Source organism: Actinomycetospora sp. NBC_00405 (genome assembly GCF_036044095.1).
Classification (GTDB): domain Bacteria; phylum Actinomycetota; class Actinomycetes; order Mycobacteriales; family Pseudonocardiaceae; genus Actinomycetospora; species Actinomycetospora callitridis.
This window is the reverse complement of sequence record NZ_CP107938.1, coordinates 2,472,436-2,492,740: the sequence shown is the minus strand read 5'-3', so window position 1 is coordinate 2,492,740 and position 20,305 is coordinate 2,472,436. Positions and strand designations below refer to the sequence as shown.

Annotated in this window: 17 protein-coding genes; 5 read left to right on the top strand and 12 right to left on the bottom strand. The window is 75.2% G+C overall.

The genetic code is table 11. The features are described 5' to 3' along the window. The first annotated feature begins 13 nt into the window (after positions 1-13). From OG774_RS12280 to OG774_RS12270, 3 genes are all read left to right on the top strand, one after another. Positions 14-757, top strand: a complete 744-nt coding sequence (locus tag OG774_RS12280) for an SDR family oxidoreductase (RefSeq protein ID WP_328310932.1) — start codon at positions 14-16, stop codon at positions 755-757. A gap of 61 nt (positions 758-818) precedes the next feature. Further along, positions 819-1,631, top strand: coding sequence for an SGNH/GDSL hydrolase family protein (locus tag OG774_RS12275; RefSeq protein WP_328309772.1), 813 nt, complete (start codon positions 819-821; stop codon positions 1,629-1,631). Positions 1,632-1,642: 11 nt separating this feature from the next. Next, positions 1,643-2,101, top strand: a complete 459-nt coding sequence (locus OG774_RS12270; RefSeq protein WP_328309770.1) for a GNAT family N-acetyltransferase — start codon at positions 1,643-1,645, stop codon at positions 2,099-2,101. Between the two features lie 11 nt (positions 2,102-2,112). Here the strand turns inward: OG774_RS12270 and OG774_RS12265 are convergent, their stop codons facing one another. From OG774_RS12265 to OG774_RS12250, 4 genes are all read right to left on the bottom strand, one after another. Continuing rightward, the gene (locus OG774_RS12265) at positions 2,113-2,535 is read right to left on the bottom strand and encodes an SRPBCC family protein (RefSeq protein ID WP_328309768.1); all 423 of its coding nucleotides are present in this window, start codon (positions 2,533-2,535) and stop codon (positions 2,113-2,115) included. A 99-nt stretch (positions 2,536-2,634) separates the two neighbouring features. Continuing rightward, positions 2,635-4,272 carry a metallophosphoesterase family protein gene (locus OG774_RS12260; protein ID WP_328309766.1) on the bottom strand — a complete coding sequence of 546 codons (1,638 nt, stop codon included), beginning with the start codon at positions 4,270-4,272 and terminating at the stop codon, positions 2,635-2,637. Positions 4,273-4,314: 42 nt separating this feature from the next. Next, complete coding sequence (gene bla, locus OG774_RS12255; RefSeq protein WP_328309764.1) at positions 4,315-5,220, bottom strand: class A beta-lactamase; 906 nt, start codon at positions 5,218-5,220, stop codon at positions 4,315-4,317. Continuing rightward, positions 5,217-5,687: a pyridoxamine 5'-phosphate oxidase family protein gene (locus tag OG774_RS12250; RefSeq protein WP_328309763.1), complete on the bottom strand. Its 471-nt coding sequence runs from the start codon at positions 5,685-5,687 to the stop codon at positions 5,217-5,219. The genes bla and OG774_RS12250 overlap by 4 nt, the downstream gene beginning before the upstream one ends. 103 nt (positions 5,688-5,790) lie before the next feature. Between OG774_RS12250 and OG774_RS12245 the strand changes: the two genes are divergently transcribed. Next, the gene (locus tag OG774_RS12245) at positions 5,791-6,342 is read left to right on the top strand and encodes an HdeD family acid-resistance protein (RefSeq protein ID WP_328309761.1); all 552 of its coding nucleotides are present in this window, start codon (positions 5,791-5,793) and stop codon (positions 6,340-6,342) included. Positions 6,343-6,352: 10 nt separating this feature from the next. Here OG774_RS12245 and OG774_RS12240 read toward each other — a convergent pair whose 3' ends face one another. Genes OG774_RS12240 through OG774_RS12210 form a run of 7 tightly spaced genes read right to left on the bottom strand, consistent with a single transcriptional unit; the run spans position 6,353 to position 11,770 of the window. Further along, positions 6,353-6,595, bottom strand: coding sequence for an MbtH family protein (locus OG774_RS12240; protein ID WP_328309759.1), 243 nt, complete (start codon positions 6,593-6,595; stop codon positions 6,353-6,355). Positions 6,596-6,599: 4 nt separating this feature from the next. Further along, a complete protein-coding gene (locus OG774_RS12235) occupies positions 6,600-6,866 on the bottom strand; it encodes a phosphopantetheine-binding protein (protein ID WP_328309757.1) in 267 nt (88 codons plus the stop codon). Positions 6,867-6,907: 41 nt separating this feature from the next. Further along, positions 6,908-7,729 carry an ABC transporter ATP-binding protein gene (locus tag OG774_RS12230; RefSeq protein ID WP_328309755.1) on the bottom strand — a complete coding sequence of 274 codons (822 nt, stop codon included), beginning with the start codon at positions 7,727-7,729 and terminating at the stop codon, positions 6,908-6,910. Positions 7,730-7,733: 4 nt separating this feature from the next. Next, a complete protein-coding gene (locus OG774_RS12225) occupies positions 7,734-8,795 on the bottom strand; it encodes a FecCD family ABC transporter permease (RefSeq protein WP_328309754.1) in 1,062 nt (353 codons plus the stop codon). Beyond that, positions 8,792-9,859, bottom strand: a complete 1,068-nt coding sequence (locus OG774_RS12220; protein ID WP_328309752.1) for a FecCD family ABC transporter permease — start codon at positions 9,857-9,859, stop codon at positions 8,792-8,794. The genes OG774_RS12225 and OG774_RS12220 overlap by 4 nt, the downstream gene beginning before the upstream one ends. Continuing rightward, complete coding sequence (locus OG774_RS12215; protein WP_328309750.1) at positions 9,856-10,794, bottom strand: methionyl-tRNA formyltransferase; 939 nt, start codon at positions 10,792-10,794, stop codon at positions 9,856-9,858. Before OG774_RS12215 ends, OG774_RS12220 begins: the two co-directional genes overlap by 4 nt. 46 nt (positions 10,795-10,840) lie before the next feature. Beyond that, a complete protein-coding gene (locus OG774_RS12210) occupies positions 10,841-11,770 on the bottom strand; it encodes an ABC transporter substrate-binding protein (RefSeq protein WP_328309748.1) in 930 nt (309 codons plus the stop codon). Between the two features lie 425 nt (positions 11,771-12,195). Between OG774_RS12210 and OG774_RS12205 the strand changes: the two genes are divergently transcribed. Continuing rightward, a complete protein-coding gene (locus tag OG774_RS12205) occupies positions 12,196-19,395 on the top strand; it encodes a non-ribosomal peptide synthetase (RefSeq protein ID WP_328309746.1) in 7,200 nt (2,399 codons plus the stop codon). Here the strand turns inward: OG774_RS12205 and OG774_RS12200 are convergent. Further along, positions 19,392-20,303 carry a siderophore-interacting protein gene (locus OG774_RS12200; RefSeq protein ID WP_328309744.1) on the bottom strand — a complete coding sequence of 304 codons (912 nt, stop codon included), beginning with the start codon at positions 20,301-20,303 and terminating at the stop codon, positions 19,392-19,394. The two genes, OG774_RS12205 and OG774_RS12200, sit on opposite strands and share 4 nt — an antisense overlap. Between the last annotated feature and the right edge of the window lie 2 nt (positions 20,304-20,305).

Here is a 20,305-nt window from a genome sequence, read left to right as displayed (position 1 = left end):
CGGTATGAGCCGCATGACCCCGGTCCTCCTCGTCACCGGCGGCAGCCGCGGCATCGGCGCCGCGGTGGTCGCGCGGGCCGCCGCCGCCGGGTGGGCGGTGTGCCTGACCTACCGCGGGGACGCCGAGGCGGCGCACGAGGTGGTCGCCGCAGCCCGCGAGCACGGCGTCGACGCGCAGGCGGTCCGGGCCGACGTCGCGGTCGAGGGCGACGTCGAGGCCGCGTTCGCCGCCGCGGACGCGATGGGCCCGCTCGCCGGCGTCGTGGTCAACGCCGGGGTGGTGGCCCCGAAGGCACGGGTCGACGCGATGTCCGCCGAGCGCGTCACCGCGATGCTCGCGGTCAACGTCGTCGGCGCGCTGGTCACCTGCCGCGAGGCCGTGCGCCGGCTCTCCACCGCGCACGGCGGCCCGGGTGGGTCGATCGTGCTCGTGTCCTCCGTCGCCGCCCGGTTGGGCGCGCCGGGGGAGTACGTCGACTACGCCGCGTCGAAGGCCGCCGTCGACACCGTGGGCACGGGGCTCGCCAAGGAGGTCGCGGGTGAGGGCGTGCGGGTCAACGTCGTGCGGCCCGGGATCATCGACACGGAGATCCACGCGTCGGGCGGGCAGCCCGACCGCGTGGCCCGCCTCGGACCCTCGGCGCCGGTCGGTCGCGCCGGCACGGCCGACGAGGTCGCCGCCGCCGTGACCTGGCTGCTCTCCGACGAGGCGTCCTACTGCACGGGCAGCGTCCTCGACGTCACGGGCGGCCGGTAGGAACCGGACATGATCGGGGCGGTGGCGCGCGTCGTCGGGCCCGCGGAGCAGAATCGCGCGGGTGACGAGGAACGAGGCGTCACTCGACGTGCCGGGCCGGCGGCCCGCGCGTGGGGCCTGGCGCAGCTACGTGGCACTCGGGGACAGCTTCACCGAGGGCGTCGGCGACCCCGATCCCGTGACGGGCGTCGAGCGCGGCTGGGCCGACCGCGTGGCCGCCGCCCTGGCCCGCGGGCGGCCGGACGTCGAGTACGCCAACCTCGCGATCCGGGGGCTCCTGCTCGACCGTGTGGTCGCCACCCAGGTCCCGCAGGCGGTGCGCCTGGCTCCCGACCTCGTGAGCATCTGCGCCGCCGGCAACGACCTGCTGCGCCCGTCGGCCGACCCGGACGCCCTGGCCGAGCGGCTCGAGGGCGCCGTCGCGACGCTGCGCGCGACGGGTGCGGACGTCCTGGTGTTCACGGGCTTCAACACCCGCGAGAGCCCGCTGCTCAACCTCATCGCCCGGCGGCTCGCCGCGATGAACCAGCACATCCGCGACATCGCCGCGCGGCAGGACGCCTACCTCGTCGACCTGTGGGCGATGGCGCCGCTGGCCGACGCCCGGGCCCGCACCGACGACCGGCTGCACCTCAACGCGGCCGGCCACGCGAAGGTCGCCGCCCGGGTCTGCGAGGTCCTCGGCCTCCCGCCGGAGCAGGACTGGCGCGAGCCCTGGCCACCCGAGGCGCCCACCACCTGGACCGCGCGCCGCAGCGAGGACGCCCGCTGGGCCCGCGAGCACCTGTGGCCGTGGGTCCAGCGGCGCGCCCAGGGTCGCAGCACGGGCGACCACCGCCCACCGAAGCGCCCGCAGCTCGCCCGCCTCCCGTGAGCGTGCGGATCGTGACCGACGACCTCACCGGCCCCGAGATCGCCGCCCTGCTCGACGAGCACCTCGAGGAGATGCGCGCGGTGTCGCCGCCGGAGAGCAAGCACGCCCTCGACCTGGAGGGCCTGCGCGCCCCGGACGTGACGTTCTGGACGGTCTGGGACGACACGGACGACGGCGCGCTCCTGGGCTGCGGCGCCCTGCGCGAGCTCGACCCGTCCCACGGCGAGATCAAGTCGATGCGCACGGCGTCGGCGCACCGGGGTCGCGGGACCGCGACGCGGCTCGTCGAGCACGTCGTCGCCGAGGCCCGCCGCCGCGGGTACGCGCGGCTGAGCCTGGAGACCGGCGCGGAGGAGTACTTCGCCCCGGCCCGTCGCCTCTACGCGCGCCACGGGTTCGTGCCCTGCGCCCCGTTCGCCGACTACCCCGAGGACCACCACAGCGTGCACCTCACGCTGGTCCTCACATAGGACGCCGGGCCTCACGTGGTACGCGTCGCCTCCGCCACGATCCCGGCGATCTCGGTGTCGACGTAGCGGCGGGTCAGCGGGCCCATCAGCGTCGCGACGACCCCGAGCGGCCCGGTCTGCCGGATGCCGAGCGTCACCCGGCTCCGTCCCGGACCGGTCGGCTCGACCGCGTGCCACGCGACGCTCTGCAGGCCGGGGGCGGGCGAGGCCCAGGTGTAGGACCGGCCGGGCTCCAGCTCGGTGACCTCCCACGTCGCGGTGGGCAGCCGCGGCTGCTCGACCCGGACGCGCGAGCCGACGCGCAGCTCCCCGCCGTCGAGGACGCGGACGCGCGTCATCGTCGACGTCCACGCGGGCATGCGCTCCACGTCGGCGATCACCGCCCACACCGTCCCGGAGTCGGCGTCCACATCCCGGCTGACCGTGTACTCCACGGGTGGAGTCCTACCGCGCGGTCGCCGCCGACGGGAGGCCCGTTCGCGCTCAGCCGATCCGGGGATGCCGATCCAGGGATGCCGACCTGGGATGACGGCTCAGGCGTTCAGCACGACCGGCTCGTCGACGAGGCGCACCGACACCGGCGTCGCGGGCTCCCACCGTGGCGCGTCGCCCGGGCGCCACCGCCACCGTCGCGGCACCCGGTCCACCCCGAGGGCGAACACCGTGAGCGCGCCGTCCGGGGCGATCCGCAGGCGCAGGAAGCCCTTGTGGTCCTCGATGCTCTGCGCGGCGAAGAGCTCGTTGCGGTTGGCCCCCCGCGCCGCGAGGAGCAGGAACACCGACATCACCAGGCTCGCGGCGAGCCCGGCGGCGAGGACGAGGAGCACGGTCGCGAGGGGGTCGTCCAGGTGGGCGGCCAGGGCGGTCGCGCCGATCGCGACCGCCAGCTCGGGGACGGCGAGCGCGAGACCGAGCAGGACCCGGCGCACGGGCCCGGCGCGCTGCGGGACCACGAACGCGAACGCCCCGGCCGCGACGGCCACCCCCGCGACCACCGACACGGCGGGCACGCGCAGCACCCACGGCACGATCACGAGGGCCTGCACGAGCACCAGCAGCGGCAGGAGCAGCCCGTTGCGCATCGGCAGCCGCCACAGCACCCGGCGGGCCTCGGCCCGCGACACCGCCTCGGTGGGGAACGTGTGCGGGCCGCGGACGTAGCGGTGGGTGCCGGTCGCGCGCACCTTCCCGGGCTCGGCGAGGTCGGTGGTGACGTCGAGCGTGGGCGGGAGGAAGTGCGTCGGCGAGGTGTACGCCCCGCCATGGCCGGCGGTGACGAGCACCTGCTCCTCGCCGTCGTCCGGACCGGGTCCGGGCGCGCCGGGGCGGCGCAGCGCATACCGGGCGTAGTGGTGGGTGTCGCCGGTGAGCACGAGGCGCACCGGCAGGTCGCGGTCGCCGAGGACGTCGCGCAGGAAGAAGGCGAGGCGGTCCATCGCCTCGTCGTCGCCGTCCTGCGCCGCGTACCAGGCCGGCGCCGCCGTGATCAGGATGATCCGGTCGCCCGCCGGGATGCCGGCGACGACCTCCCGGAACCACAGCAGCTGCGTCGCGTCGACGTAGGTGTCGAGCTGGATGTCGACGGCGAGCACCCACCACCCGCGGGGGAGGGCCAGCGCGAAGTACGACCGGCGCTGCGCGGTGCGCCAGCCGGCGAGGTCGCGGCCCTGGCAGAAGACGCGCAGGAACGCCGTCAGGCCGTCGTACCAGTCGTGGTTGCCGGGGATCGCGTACGCGGTCGGGGCGTCGCGGGTGGGGTCGGGGACGAACTGCGCGTCGAGCGGGCCCTCCAGGCGCTCTTCGTAGGCGCGGACGCCGGCCACCGGGTAGACCTCGTCGCCGCCCATCAGCAGCACGTCACCGCGGGGGAGCTCCTCGCCGTCGACCGTGAGCGCCGGCGCCCCGAGCAGGGTCGCGACCGTGGCCATGGCGCGGAAGCCGTCACCGGTGTCGTTGAGGACATCGATCCAGAAGTCGTCGTCGGGGTCCGCCTCGTGGGTCGCGACGCCCTGCGCGAACGTCGTCCCGGACATCACGTCGCGCTTGTCGGCGTACGCGGCCACGATGCTGCCCAGCGCCACGGTCACGCCGGTGCGCGCGAGCTCGGTGGGCGAGAGCCAGCGCACCGCCGGGTGCGTCGGCGGCTCGGCGTCGCTCGCTCCGGGCGCCATGCGGACAACGTAGTGGGGTACGTCGTGGGACGGCGTGCCCCACTACGTGTCCCAGAGCGCCCCGACCGCGATCCGCGTCGCCTCGCCGATGGTCTGTTTGCCGTTCGTGCTCGCCGGATCGGACGGGGTCGTGTAGACCGCGATCACCAGCGGCGCGCGTCCCGGTGGCCGGGCGACGGCGATGTCGTGGCTCTCGCCCTGCGCCCCGGAGCCGGTCTTGTCGCCGACGCGCCACTCGCCGGGCACGCCCGCGCGGATCTGCTGGGTGCCGGTGGTCGCGCCGTCCATCCAACCGGTGAGGAGATCGCGGCCAGGAGGGTCGAGGGCGTCTCCCAGTACGAGGGCCCGCAGGTCCGCGGCCATGGCGTCCGGGGTGCTGGTGTCGCGCTCGTCGCCGGGCCCGGTCTCGTTGAGCTCCGGCTCGAGGCGGTCCAGCCGCGTCACCGGATCACCGAGCGTCCGCACGAACGCCGTCGTCGCCGCGGGCCCGCCGAGCAGGCCGGTGAGCAGGTTCGCGGCGGTGTTGTCGCTGACGACGATCGCGGCCTCGCACAGCGCCGCCACGGTCATGCCGGTGCCGACGGAGCGCGTGGTCGTCGGCGCGTAGGAGAGCAGGTCGGCGCGGGTGTAGCGGACGGTGCGCTCGAGCAGGCCCGGGTCGTCGAGGCGCCGGCGCAGGATCGCCGCGACGATCAGCACCTTGGCCGTCGAGCACATCAGCACCCGGGTGTCCGCGCGGTGCCGCACCGCCCGCCCGGTGCCGGTGTCCAGCACGACGAGACCGATCCGCCGGCCGGACCGACGCTCCAGCTCGTCGAGGGCGGCCGGGTCGAGGACGGTGCGGCCCGAGGGAACCGCGGGGCCGGCCGGCGCGGCGCCCGCCGAGCACCCCGCGAGCACCGCCGCGACACCGCCGAGGAGCACCGCCCGGCGGGTCGGAGTGATCACCCGCGGGAGGGTAGCGACCGGTACTCGAGCCCGTTCGCCGTGCCGCGCCAGACCACGAGCCGGTCGAGGGTGACGACGATCGGCTGCGAGAACGTCATGAGCCAGGCGTCCAGGGGCTGGTCGCCGAGCATCGGGGCGTACTTGCGCCCGAAGGCGTCGAGGGCGTCCTCCACCCGCCCGAGCTCGGAGAGGACCGCGTCGCCACCGCCGGTCACGACGTCGCCGCCCTGGCCTGCGGTGTCGAGGGCGAGGCTGACGGCCCCGTGCGCCCGGAGGTGGCCGATCTTCGCGGTGTCCGGACGGCTGAAGATCGTCACGATCGGGTCGTCGAAGGCGAACCACACCGGCACCGTGTGCGGGCGCCCGCCCGGCGCCACCGTGCCCAGCCAGATCACGGGTTCCGAGGCCAGACGCTGCGCGGCGTGGGCGTCGACGGCGACGGCGGGGTCGAGCAAGGCTCCGCTCACATCGCTCATCGCAGCAGACCGGTCAAGCGCGCCCTCTCGACACGGAGTGTGAACAAGGCTTCGATGTGCCCCGAAGGATCTGTTCCCTGAGAGGAGAACGCTGATGACCAGCGCGGTGGGTGGACCGGGCGTGCGCCGGGCGTCGAGCGGATGGGGCTGGATCCTGGCGTCCGGGATCCTCGGCCTGGTGGTCGGAGTGATCGCGCTGATCAATCCCCTGGCGACGACCGTGGTCGCCGCCATCTTCCTCGGGATCGCTCTGATCGTGCAGGGCGCCCTGGAGATCGGGGTCGCCTGGCGCGCCGAGACCGGCTCGACGGGCCGCGGGTGGCTCGCCGCGTTCGGGGTGCTGGTCCTCGTGGCCGGCATCCTCGTGCTCTTCAACCCGGGCGGCGGGGTCGTCGCGCTGGTCTGGGGACTCATCCTGTGGTTCGTGATCGCCGGGGTCCACGATCTGCTCGTCGGGTTCTCCCAGGCCGAGCATCGCGGGTGGAACATCGTCCTCGGGGTGCTCAGCCTGATCGCCGCGTTCGTCCTGCTCGTGTCGCCGTTCACCGCCATCGTCTGGATCGGGATCCTGGTGGGGCTGGCCTTCATCTTCCGCGGCGCCGGCGACATCGGCCTCGCGCTGAGCATGCGGCGCGACGCCCGCTGACGCGGGCGCGTCAGCCCTCCGCCCGCTCCATCTGCTCGACGAGGCTGCGCGGGCGCATGTCGGTCCAGTGCTGCTCGACGTACTCGAGCGCGGCGGCCCGGTCGGCGCCCGGGGCGTCGCCGGGGGAGTCCTGACCGAACACGACCGTCCATCCCGCCGGGACGTCGGCGAAGACCGGCCAGAGGCTGTGCTGCCCCTCGTCGTTCACGAGGACGAGGAAGCGGCCGTCGGGGTCGTCGAAGGGGTTGGGCACGTCGTCACGCTCCGGTGAACAGGCGGCTCCAGGCCGCAACGGTGGGTTCCTCGGCGAGGTCGACGAAGCCGATCTCGGAGCCGGTCTCGCCCCGCCACTGCTCGACGAGGCTCATGAGCCGGATGGAGTCGAGGCCGAGGTCGAAGAGGTCGTCGTCGTCGCCGACGTCCTGGGGCTCCTCGCCGAGTGCGGCGGCGACGTCGGTCCGGATGCGGTCACGGTCGACGCTGCCCGTCGTCCCTGTCCCCGTTGTCGGAATCTGCTCTGCCATGGCGGTCCTCTCCCTGGTGCTGCCGTCGGGTGGCGGCAGCGTCACGTCACGGTGGGCTGCTGCTCGGGGGCGTCGAGGCGACGCCGTCGCCGCTTGGCCGGGACGCACATCGGGGTGTGCTCCTCGGGGTCCGGGACGACGCGGACGTCGAGGCCGAACACCGTGCGCACCATCTCCGCGTCGACGACCTCCGACGGCGGTCCCTGTGCGTGGATCCGGCCCTGGTGCATCGCGACGATGTGGTCGGCGTAGCGGCACGCCTGGTTGAGGTCGTGCAGGACCATGACGATCGTGCGGCCCTGCTCACGGTTGAGGTCGGCCAGCAGGTCGAGCACCTCCACCTGGTGGGCCATGTCGAGGAACGTCGTGGGCTCGTCGAGCAGCAGCGTCTCGGTGTCCTGCGCCAGGGCCATCGCGATCCAGGCCCGCTGGCGCTGACCCCCCGACAGCGCGTCGAGCGACCGGCGCCGCAGCGCAGCGGTGTCGGTGACCTCGAGGGCCCAGTCGATGTGGTGCTGGTCGTCGCGGGAGAACTGCTGCAGCCAGCTCTGGTGCGGGTAGCGGCCCCGGGCGACGAGGTCCTCGACGGTGAGCCCCTCGGGCGCGGACGGCGACTGCGGAAGGAGCCCGAGGCGCCGGGCGACCTCCCGGGTGCCGAGGCGGGCCAGCTCGGTGCCGTCGAGCAGCACCGCGCCGGAGCTCGGCGCCAGGAGCCGGATCAGGCCGCGCAGCAGGGTGGACTTGCCGCAGGCGTTGGCGCCGACGATCGCGGTGACGGCCCCGGGCGGCAGCTCGAGCGAGAGGTCGGCGACGACCGGGGTGCCGCCGTAGCCCAGGGTCAGTTCATGGGCGCGCAGGCTCATGGGGTCACCCTCCACGGACGGGTCGGTTGGCGCGGTAGAGGAGGTAGAGGAAGAAGGGCGCGCCCACGACGGCCGTGACGACCCCGACCGGCAGCTCGACCGGCGCGAGCACCAGGCGGGCGACGAGGTCGCAGACCATCACCAGCACCCCGCCGACCAGGGCGGTCGCGGGCAGTACCGTGGCGCCGGTGAGACCGGTCAGCCGGCGGGCGAGGTGCGGGGCGATGAAGGCGACGAACCCGATCGGTCCGGCGGCGGCCACCGCGAACGCGGCCAGCGCCGCGCCGACGACCACCAGACCGAGGCGCGAGCGCTGCACGCGCACCCCGAGCGCGGTGGCGGATTCCTCGCTGAGCGAGAGGGCGTCGAGGGCGCGCGCGAGGGCCGCGGTGGCCGGGAAGAGCAGCACCAGCCCCACGAGCAGGGGCCAGAACTCCGCCCACGTCACGCCGTTGAGGCTGCCGACGAGCCACACCGCGGCGCGCTGGACGTCGATGAGGTCGCCGATCACCAGCAGGTACTGCGTGCCCGCCACGGAGACCGCGGCGAGCGCGATGCCGATCAGCACCAGCCGGTACGGGGAGAGCCCGCCGCGCCAGGCCAGGGCGTAGACCAGCGTCGCCGACGCGACGGCGCCGGCGAACGCCCCGAGGGGCAGCAGGGCGGGCGGGGCGCCCAGGATGAGGATGGCGACGCCGGTCAGGCTCGCGCCCCCGGTGACGCCGATGATGTCCGGCGCGGCGAGGGGGTTGCGCACCAGCGTCTGGAAGATCAGCCCGGAGACGCCGAGCGCCATCCCGCAGCCGAGGCCGACGAGCGCCCGCGGCAGCCGCAGGCCGACGATGATGAACTCGTCGCTGAACGTCCCGGAGCCGACCAGGGTCGCGGCCACGTCGCCCAGCGGGATCGGGAACTCGCCGACGCTCACCGACAGGGCGATGGCGACGGCGCCGACGACGAGCGCGCCGGCGCACACCGCGAGCAGCCGCAGGTCGAGCAGCCGCGAGAACCCGCCGGCGCGGACCGGGACCCGGCGGGGGGCCGGTCGCGGGTCGGCGCGGGTCACAGCTGCACCAGCCGTCCGCGACGGATCAGCGCGATGAACACCGGGGCGCCGATCGCGGCCATGACGATGCCGACCTGCAGCTCGCCCGGCCGCACCAGCACCCGGCCGATGACGTCGGCGACGAGCAGCAGGATCGGGCCCATGAGCATCGAGTAGGGGAGCACCCAGCGGTAGTCCGGGCCGACCAGCGCGCGGGCCGCGTGGGGCACGGTGAGCCCGACGAACCCGATCGGCCCGGCGACCGACACCGCCCCGCCGGCGCAGCACACGATGCCGACCGCGGCGAGGCCCCGGGAGAGGGCCACCCGCTGGCCGAGCGCCCGCGCGACGTCCTCGCCGAGGGCCAGCGCGTTGAGCGCCCGGCCGGACAGGAGGGCGAGCACCACGCCGACCACCAGGAACGGCGCCGCCCCGGCCAGCATCTCCAGGTCGCGACCGGCGAGCGAGCCGACCACCCAGAACCGGAAGGCGTCGAGGGTGCCGGAGTCGAGCAGCGCCATCGCGGAGGTCAGCGCGGTGAGCAGCGCGGCCACCGCCGCCCCCGCGAGCGCCAGGGTCACCGGGCTCGCCGCCGCCCGGCCCGACGCCCCGAGGGTGTAGACGACCACCGCCGCCACCGCCGCCCCGAGCAGGGCGAACCACGCGTACCCGGACACGCTCGTGATGCCCAGGACGTAGATCGACGTGACCACGGCGAACGCCGCGCCGGCCTCGATGCCGAGGATGCCGGGATCGGCGAGCGGGTTGCGCGTCACACCCTGGATCACGGTGCCCGCGACGCCCAGCGCCGCGCCGACCGCGATGCCGACGAGCGTCCGCGGCAGCCGGAGCTCCCGCACGGCGACGTGGGCGTCGGTGCCCGCGAAGTCGGTGAACGCGGTGATCACCTGGGGCAGCGAGACGGGCAGCGCGCCCACCGCCAGCGACAGCAGGGTCGCGAGGACCAGCAGTCCCACCCCGACCAGCAGGCCCGCCGCGCGCGCCGCCCCGCCAGCGAGCGGGGGCGTCCCGCGCTCGTCGGCCCGCTCGTCGGTCCTGGGGGCGGTCGGCGGCGAGACGCTCATTCGAGGTAGTCCCCCATGCGCCGGAACCAGTCGCCGGCGACGTGCTCGACGCCCTCGTCGTCGCGGACCCGCTGCAGCACCAGCCCGTGCTGCCCGCCCCGCCACGCCTCCGGCCCGGCGACGACGATGACGCCGCGGCCCTCCCGGGCGAACACGCGCCCGAGGGTGCCGCCGGCCTTCTCCTTCGACACCGACGCCTCGAGCACCCGCAGCCGCCGGCCCTCGTGCAGGCACCAGGCGTTCGGGTACGGCCCGGTCTGGGCGCGCACGAGGTTGACGAGGTCGCGGGCCGGTCGCTCCCAGTGGATCTTGTTGTCCGGGTCGGCGCGCTTGTGGAAGAACGACGCGTGCTCGGGGTCCTGGCGCAGCCAGTCGTGCGGGCCGTGCTCGATCCGGTCGAAGGCGTCGAGCGAGAGCTCCCCGAACAGCCCGACGGTGCGGTGGAACAGGTCCTCGGTGGTGTCGGTGGGCGTCACCGGCACCGTGCGCTGGGTGATGATGTCGCCGCGGTCGAGGTCGGCGTCCATCCAGTGCGCGGTGATACCCACCTGGCTCTCACCGTTGATCAGTGCCCAGTTCAGCGGGGAGAAGCCCGCGTACTTCGGCAGCAGCGAGTCGTGGGTGTTGACCGTGCCGCGGGTGGGCGCGGAGAAGACCTCCGGGCTGATCCACGTGCGCCAGTTGCAGGCCAGCCCGATCTCCGCCCCGGACTCCTCGATCGCCGTCACGAGCTCGTCGTCGACCGCCTTCTCGCGATAGATCACGGGGATGTCGTGGGCGCGGGCGAGATCGCCCATCGACTCCTCGAAGATCGCGGGCGCCCACTCGCCCTCCTCGGGGTGGCTGACGGTGAGCACCACCTCGTGGCGGGACTCCAGCAGCGCGGCCAGCAGGCGCGCGCCCCACTTCTGGTAGCCGAACAGGACGACGCGCATCGATGGGCTCCTCGGGTTCTGGGCCGCTCGGGTTGTGGGCCGGCGGTCAGCGGAACTGGGCGGCGAAGGCGTCGAGCGTGCTCATCGCGCCCGCGTAGTCCGGGCGGAAGGCCGTGGAGGGCAGCTCGTAGGCCTGGCCGGTGCTGAACGCGGGCAGCCGCGCGTAGACCGGGTCCGCCTGGAGCTGGGAGAGGGGGCGCTGGCCGATCGGGAGCACGATCGCGGTCGGCGCGTCGGCAACCCGGGGGAGCAGCTCCGGGCTGGTCTCGAAGGAGTCGCCGGTGCCGAACAGCGGCGGGTTGTTCGCCTTGGTGAGGACGTCGTCGGGGACGAAGCCGAGGTCGCCCGCGATGCGCGGGAGCGCCGCGGTCGGGGTGATGACGTAGGGCTTGCCGTCGCGGGCCTGGTAGAGGAAGACCGTCGGCTGCGGGGGCAGGCGCAGGGCGCCCCGGACCTGGGCGGCCCGGTCCTGGTAGGCCTGCAGGAGCCCCGGCACGCGGTCCGAGCGCCCGACGACGTCGGCGATCCGCGTCAGCTGGTCCTGCCACTGCGTGAAGGCCGGCAGCAGCACCGTCGGCGCGATCTGCTGCAGCTGCGGGTAGGCGTTGGCGGCCTGCGCGGCGGTGAAGCCCTGGCCGCCACCGATGATCAGGTCGGGGCGGGCGGCGGCGATCTGCTCGATCGAGAGCCCGGCGCCCTCGCTCGCGAGCCGCTGCGTGCCCTGCGCCGTCGCCTGGGCCGACCAGCTGGGCGGGAAGCCGGTGGCGTCCGGCTGCACGCCGAGCACGCGGGGCTCCGCCACGGCGACCGGCGCCTCGAGGGTGAACAGGTCACCCGCGAGGCTTCCGGACAGCACGGCGATCCGTTGTGGCGTGGCCGGGACCTGCACCGGGCCGCGCTCGGAGTCGACGGTGCGCGTGGGCCCCGCCGGTGCCGCGCCGCCGCCGGACTCGCCGCCACCGCAGCCGGCCAGCACCAGGAGGGCCGCGAGCCCGGCGACCAGGAGGCGGACGCGCCCGCCTGAGGAGGACCGCCGAGTGCCCCTCGCGGGCTCCCGCCGGACCGCCGGGGCGTCCTTGCCTCTCGAGCCGCCGGTCGAGCCGCCTATCGAGCCCGCAGGGCCCACGGGTCACTCCTCTCGTCGTCCACCCACGGTCGTGCGCGACCCGGGTGTGCTCAGCGTGATGACGTCGACCGTGTCGGAGGCGAGGTTAGGACAGCCTTCCATCACCGCACCAGCCGGGTGATCGCCCGACGTGATGGGGCCGACACCGCCCGTGACCCGCACGACGGCCCGAGCCGCTTGCGCCGGAGGGACGCGAGATGGTGGGTTAGGCATGCCTAACCGACAGGGGTGTCCCGGGCTCGGAGCCTCGGCCGACCGGCGAGACGGAGGACGGGTTGAGTACTGCTGTCCGGACGCGGACCCCTGCGGACGCGCTGCTGGAGCTGACCGGCGCCCAGCTCGGGATCTGGAACGCGCAGTGGCTGGAGCCGGACTCCCCGCACTACCTCGTCGGCGACGTCGTGGAGATCGACGGGACGGAGCCGCTCGATCTCGCGTCCCTCGCGGAGGCGGTCCACGCCACGATCGACGAGGCCGAGACGCTGCACCTGCGCTTCCACGACACCCCGGACGGCCCGCGCCAGTCGCTGTCCGACGACCCCGCGCAGCCCCCCGAGATCGTCGATCTCCGCGCCGAGCCCGACCCCGTCGCGGCGGCCCACGCGGCCGTGGCGTCCATCCGGGCGCGGGCCGCCGAGGCGTGCCGCGGGCTGGTGGACCGCCGGCTGGACAGCCAGACGCTGCTGCGGCTCTCCGACCGCGCGGTGTGGTGGGTGCAGCTCTACCACCACGTGATCATCGACGGGTACTCCGCGGCGATGATGGCCCGGCGGGCGGCCGCGCACTACACGGCGCTGGTGCGGGGTACCGAGCGCCCGCCGCCCGAGTTCGGCGCGATCGCCGACCTCGTCGCGGCCGATCAGGAGTACCGGGCGGGCGAGCGCCACGAGAAGGACCGGGCCTACTGGCGCGACCGCCTCTCCCCGCTGCCCGACCCGACGAGTGCCGCGCGCACGGCGGCCGGGGCGCCGGAGCGCACCGTCGCGGCGTCGGTCGTGGTCGCGCCGGAGGTCCTCGCCCGGCTGCGCGCCGTCGGGGACGAGACCTCGACGACCTGGGCCGACGTCCTCATCGGCTGCTTCGCGGCGTTCCTGCACCGCGCCCACGGCGAGACCGACGTCGTCATCGGCATGCCGCTGATGTGCCGTGTCGGGAAGGCGGCGCTGCGCACCCCGTCGATGGCCGTCAACCTGCTGCCGCTGCGCGTCACCGTGCGCGGGGACGACCGCCTCGACGACCTCGCCCGCCGGGTCGCGGGCCTCATGAAGGAGATGCGCTCCCACCAGCGCTTCCGGGGTGCCGACCTCCCGCGGGAGCTCGGTGTGCCCGGGCTGGGCGCGATGCTGATCGGCGGCATCAACCTCAAGGCCTTCGACTACACGATCGACTTCGCCGGGTCGACCGGCGTCATGCGCAACGTCGCGGGCGGCCCGCCCCAGGATTTCGAGCTGACCGCCACCCCGACCGCGGACGGTGGTATCCGGCTCGGCTTCGAGGTGGACGACCGGCTCACCGACCAGGCCGGCGTCGAGTGGCGCGCGCACGCCCTGCTCCGGGTGATCGACGCGCTGACCTCGTCGGAGGCGCCGCCGGTCGGCCGCGTCGACCTCGTCCCGGCCGACGAGCAGGACCGGCTGGTGCGGGAGTGGACGGGGCCGGCGCCGGCCGACGCGCCCGACGACGTGCCGACGGCGCTCGACCGGCTGCGCGACGAGGCCGGCGATCGCACCGCCCTGGTCTGCGGCCCGGACCGGCTCACGGCCGTCGAGCTCGTCGACCGCGTGCACCGGACGGCGCGGGCCCTGCGGGCGCGCGGCATCGGCACCGACGACGTCGTCGCGCTCGCGCTCCCGCGCGGCGTGGACCTCGTCGTCACGCTCCTCGCCGTGATGGACGCGGGCGCCGCCTACCTGCCCCTGGACCTGGCCCACCCTCTGCGGCGCCGGCAGGAGCTGATCGAGGACGCCCGCCCGGCCCTGGTGCTGGGGAGCGACACGAACGTCGACGGGCTCGGCGCCCTGGACGTCGCCGACCTGCGTACGGAGGCCGACGCCCAGGAGGCGGGGCCGCTCGCTCGGGGGGACGAGTCCCCGGACCGGCTCGCCTACGTGATCTACACGTCCGGCTCGACCGGACGCCCCAAGGGCGTGCTCGGCCGCGCCGGGGGCCTCGCCGGCCTGCTGGCGCACCACCGGGCGACCGCCGCCGAGGTGGCCGACCGGGTGCCCGACGGCGTGCCCACGAACGTGCTCCGCGTGGCGCACACCTACTCGTTCGCGTTCGACGCCTCGATCGACCAGCTGCTCTGGCTGCTCGGCGGGCACGAGCTGCACCTCTACGACACCGAGCTGACCAAGGACGCCGAGGAGCTGCTCGCGGCGTACGCCCGCGACCGCATCGACGTCGTCGACACCACACCGTCGATGGCCGCGCAGCTCGTGGAGGCGGGTCTGCTCACCGGCGAGCACCCGCCGTCGTTGCTGATCCTCGGCGGCGAGGCCACCCCGCCCGCGCTGTGGCAGCGCGTCGCCGACTCCGGCGTGGCCGCCCGCAACATGTACGGCCCGACCGAGGCCGCGGTCGACGCCACCGTCGCTCCGGTCACGACGGGCGCTCCGACCATCGGCCACGCCCTGCCCGGCACGCGCGTCTACGTGCTCGACGTCGCTCTGCAGCCGGTGCCGCACGGTGCCGTCGGCGAGCTCTACCTGGCCGGGCCGCACCTGGCGCGGGGCTACCTGGGCCATCCCGGGACGACCGCCGAGCGGTTCGTCGCGGACCCCTTCGGCCCGGCCGGCGCGCGGATGTACCGCACCGGTGACCTCGCCCGCTGGGTCCCCGGGCGCGGGCTGGACTACCTCGGCCGCGGCGACGGCCAGGTGAAGATCCGGGGCTTCCGGGTGGAGATCGGCGAGGTCGAGGGGCAGCTGGGCGAGCTGCTCGGCGTGCGCGCGGCGGCCGCGGCGATCCGCACGGACACCGGCCGTCCCCAGCTGGTCGGCTACGTGGTGCCGGAGCCCGGCGGCGCGCCGTCGTCGGACGAGGTGCGACGCGCGCTCTCGACGCGCGTGCCCGAGCACATGGTCCCCTCGACCGTGGTGGTGCTCGACGCCCTGCCGACCACCACCAGCGGCAAGCTCGACCGACTCGCCCTCCCGGCGCCCCCGACGACCCGGACGGGACGGGCCCCGGGCACCGCGCAGGAGCGGGTCCTCTGCGAGGTCCTCGCCGACGTCCTCGGGCTCGACGGGGTCGGTGTCGACGACGACTTCGTCGGGATCGGCGGCGACAGCATCACCGCGATCTCCGTGTGCTCCCGTCTGCGGGCGCACGGCCTCGAGCTCCGTCCCCGCGAGCTGCTGGCGGCGCCGGACGTCGCGTCGCTGGCCGCGCTCGCGCGGCAGCCGAACGAGGGGGCGGACGACGAGGAGGAGGCGCCCGAGGTCCTCGTCGACCCGGCCGACGTCGACCCGCTGGAGGACGGGCTGCGCATCCGCGAGGCCCTCCCCGCCACCGACCTGCAGGCCGGGCTCGTCGTGCACAGCCTGGCCCGCGACGAGCGCGAGGCCGAGGTCTACCTCGTCCAGGGCGTGCACCACCTCGTCGGCGCCCTCGACCCGGGACGCCTGCGCGACGCCGCCGAGGAGCTGCTGGCCCGCAGCCCCGCGCTGCGCAGCGTCCTGACCACCGCGGCCACTGGGGCCGTCGTCCAGGTGGTGCCCGAGGACGTCGTCCTCGGCTGGCAGCACGTCGACGTGTCGTCCCGCCCGCGCGTCGAGCAGGAGCGGGAAGTGGCCGCGGCGGCCCGCGCCGAGCTGGACCGCCCCTGGCACCCCGCCCGGCCGCCCCTGATCCGGTTCGTGCTCGTCACGCTGGGCGCGACCGAGCACCGGCTGGTGGTCACCAACCACCACGCGCTGCTCGACGGCTGGTCCATGCCACTGGTCTGCCGCCAGCTCTTCGCGATCTACGACGAGATCGGCGGCGGCGCCCCCGCCCCGCGCACCGCGCCCGTCACCGACTTCCTGCGCTGGCTCGCCCGCCAGGACCGCAGCGCGTCGCTGGCGGCGTGGCGCGAGCTGCTCGCCGGGATCGACGAGGGCACCCGGCTGGCGCCCGCCGCGCGGGGTGCCGCCCTCGAGCGGCCCGAGCGGCTGCACACCGAGCTCGACGCCGAACTCAGCGAGGGCATCCGGGCCTTCGCGCGGGAGCACGGCCTCACGCTCGCGACGGTCGTGCAGACGGCGTGGGGCCTGCTCCTGGCGCGGCTCACCGGCCGGCACGACGTGGTGTTCGCGAGCCCGGTGTCGGGGCGCTCCGGCCAGGTCGACGGCATCGAGACGATGATCGGCCAGCTCGGCAACACCGTCGTCGTCCGGCTCGCCTACTCCGACCGGGACACCGCGCTGGAGGTCCTCGGCGCGATGCACGAGCAGTCGATGGTGATGACCGACCACCACCACGTCGGCCTGGCCGACGTGCAGCGCACGGTCGGCGTCGGCGACCTGTTCGACACGCTCATGGTCACCGAGAACCTGCCGATGTCGGCCCGCACGGGCGTGACGCTCGCGCCGGGGATCGAGCTGGCCGGGGTCGACACCGACGACGGCACCCAGTACCCGATGAACGTGGTGGTGCTTCCCGGAGACGGGGCGAGCGAAGCGACGGGGGACGAGGCCGGGCGGATCCTGATCCGCTTCGGCTACCAGCCGAGCGCCTTCGACGCCGCCACCGTCCGCGGGTACAGCGACCGCCTGCGCACGCTGCTGCGCGAGATGATCAGCCACCCGCACCGGGCGGTGTCGCGCCTGCGGCTGCTGGAGCCGGCCGAGGAGGCCCGGGTCCTCGCGGCGGGCACCGACCACGTCGCCGGGCACCGCGTCCGCGGGGGCTGCCTGGAGGAGTTCGCCGCCCAGGTGCGCCTGCGGCCCGACGAGACGGCCGTGGAGTGCCGGGACCGGGCGCTGACCTACGCGGAGCTCGACCGGCGGGCCAACCGCCTCGCCCACGCCCTGATCTCCCGCGGCGTCCGGCCCGAGCAGCCGGTGGCGGTGCTGCTCGAGCGCGACGTCGAGATGGTCGTGGCCGTCTTCGGCATCTTCAAGGCCGGCGCGGTCTACGTGCCGATGGACCCGAGCTACCCGCGGGACCGGCTCGAGTACATGGTCGGCGACGCCGCCGCCGTCGCGGCGGTGACCACCGGCGGGGTGCTGGACGACCTCGGGGGCCTGCCCTTCGCGGACGCGGTGAGCGTGCTGCGCCTCGACGACGCGTCGCTGGTCGGGGACGACCCGTCGGCGTGGGATGCGGACCCCGCCGACGCGCGCCGCGGCCTCACGCTCGACGCGCTCGCCTACGTCATCTACACCTCGGGCACGACGGGCCGTCCGAAGGGCGTCGCGGTGAGCCACACCGGGTTCGCCGGCCTGATCGCGCTGCAGGAGGACGTCGTCGGCGCCACCGACCGGGAGCGCTACCTGCACTTCGCCTCGACGAGCTTCGACGTCGCGGTCTGGCAGATGATGCTGCCGCTGCTCTCGGGCGGGACCTCGGTGATCGCGCCGGAGGAGGTCCGGCTGCCCGGTCACGAGCTGCTCGACTACGCCGCCGCGCACCGCGTCACCGGGATCAACCTGCTCCCGTCGTTCCTCGCGGCGATGCCCGACGACGCGCAGGTCGACCCGGACGTCTTCTTCGTCGTCGGCGCCGAGCGGCTGGACCCGGCGCTGGCGCGGCGGTGGGGCGACGGGCGGCGGGCGCTCTTCAACGCCTACGGCCCGACGGAGGTCACGATCAACGCGGTGACCTGGCGCTACGACCCCGCCGAGCTCCGGGGCACCGACGGGCCGGACGCCGAGGACGCCGCGCTGCCGATCGGTCGGCCCGATCCCGACGTCCGCGCGTACGTCCTCGACAGCGGGCTGCTGCCCGTCGGCGTCGGGATGGTGGGCGAGCTGTACCTCGCCGGGCCCGGCCTGGCGCGCGGCTACCTCGGGCTGCGCGGGCAGACCGCCCAGGCGTTCGTCGCCGACCCCTTCTGTGCGGACTCTTCCGGCCGGGCCGGCGAGCGGATGTACCGCACCGGCGACCGCGTGCGCTGGCGCGCCGACGGCCAGCTCATCTACCTCGGCCGCACCGACGACCAGGTGAAGGTCCGCGGGGTGCGCATCGAGCCGGCCGAGATCGAGGCCGCGCTCGCACGCCACCCCGACGTGCGGGCGGGCGTCGTCGAGGTCCGCGAGGACCGTCCTGGCGAACGGCGCCTCGTCGGCTACGTCGTCCCGGTCGACGGCGCGCGGATCGAGCCTGCCGCGCTCCGTGCGGACCTGGCGGCGGTCCTGCCGACCGCGATGGTGCCCACCGCGCTGGTGCCGCTCGACCGCCTGCCGCTGGGTCCGAGCGGGAAGCTCGACCGCGCCGCGCTGCCGGCTCCCGACCATGTGTCGACGCCGTCGCGCGCGCCGGCGACCCCGGCCGAGTCCGTGCTGCTCGGCGTGCTGCGCGAGGTCTTGGAGAACGACGCGATCGAGCTCGACGACGAGTTCATCGACGTCGGCGGGGACAGCATCGTCTCCCTCGCGCTCGTCTCGCGGGCCGGGCGCCAGGGAGTGGCCCTGTCCGTCCGCGACGTGCTCGAGGGCGGCACGATCGCCGGGATCGCGGCGCTCGCCACCGTCGGGCAGGACGTCGACGCCGGGGCGCCGGGGATCGACCTGCCGCGCGACCACGTCCTGACCCTGCGGGGTACCGACGGCGCCGGTCCGGCTCCGCTGTTCTGCGTCCACCCCGCCGGCGGCTTCGCGACCGTCTTCACCGGGCTGGTGCGCGAGCTCCCGTCCGACCGGCCGGTGATCGGGCTGCAGCTGCCGTTGCTGGAGGGATCCGCGGTGCCCGCGACGACCATCGACGAGCTCGCCACGAGCTACCTCGAGACGATCCGCGGGATCCAGCCGAAGGGCCCGTACCACCTGCTCGGGTACTCGTTCGGCGGCAACGTGGTGCACGCCCTCGCGGCCCTGCTCGCCGACGACGGCGAGGAGGTCGCCTTCACCGGGATGATCGACTCGGGGCCGCTGGCCGCCGAGCGGGCCGACGGGCGGGGGCCGTCCGCGGACGTCGTGGAGCGCGAGCTGCGCGCTGCGCTGCCCCCGGGCGCCGCCGAGGACGCGCCGGAGCTGCTCGCGGCGGTGCGGTCCGCGGTGGAACGGACCGTGGCCATCCGGACGAACTCCCACGCGCCGGTCTACGACGGCCGCCTGACGCTGTTCGCGGCAGCCGGCGCACCCGGCACGTCCGGCGCCGACGCCGAGCGTCTGGCCGACGCCTGGCGGGACCTCGTCGGCCCCGACCGCCTCGTCGCCCACCACGTCGAGGGCGACCACGCGGCGATGGTGGCGCCCCGCGGGTGGGCGGTGATCGGGCCGCTCGTCGCCGACGCCCTCGCCGACACCCCCTCCGATCCCGCCGTCCTCTAGACCGCGGCGGCCTCGTCGTGCTCGTGCTCATGACCGTGGCCGTGGCCGTGGTCCTCCCCGTCGCCCGGGTTGTGGTCCTCGTCGAACATCGCGAGGCCCACCTTCCAGTAGCCGGTGATGGAGCAGTCGGCGGCCGGGAGGCGGAGCTCGTCGCGCACCCAGCGCCGCAACGGCTTGATCGACCCCGCCTCGCCGGCGACCCACACGTACACCGACTCCCCGGCGGGGATCCCGACGCCGCGGACCGCGCCGGCCAGGACGTCGCTCCGCCCGGCCGCGACCCCGCCGCGGTGCAGCCAGGTGACGGTGACGCCCTCGGGTGCGGCGAGGTCGATCTCCTCGGTGGCGTCGGCGACCTCGACGAACACCCAGCCGCGGGCGGCCGAGGGCATGCCCTCGACCCAGCGCGCGATCGCGGGGAGCGCGGTGGTGTCGCCGGCGAGCAGGTAGCGGTCGTAGTGCTCCGGCACGGCCAGCCCGGCGGGCGGCCCGGCGACCCAGACCGGCTCGCCGGGGACCACGCGCGCCGCCCACTCCGAGGCGAGGCCGCCGGCGTGCAGCACGACGTCGAGGTCGAGCTCGCCGGCCGCGGGGTCGTAGCGGCGCACCGTGTAGTCGCGGGTCGGGGGCATCGGGTGGGGCCAGCGGACCATCGACCCGTTCGGCTCGGGGACGCGCAGCCCGCCGTCCGGGTCCGGGAAGACGATCTTGACGTGCTCGTCGACGACCGAGTGGCTCTCGAAGCCCACGAGGTCCCGGCCGCCGAGGGTCAGGCGCAGCATCGTCGGGCTGATCGTCCGCCGGCTGACGACCTCGAGACGGCGGATGCGGATGGGGTAGGGCACCTTCGCGCCCCCGGCGCCGAGTCGGGCCTCCGCGACGCGCTCGCGGGGTCGTTCGCGGTCCATGG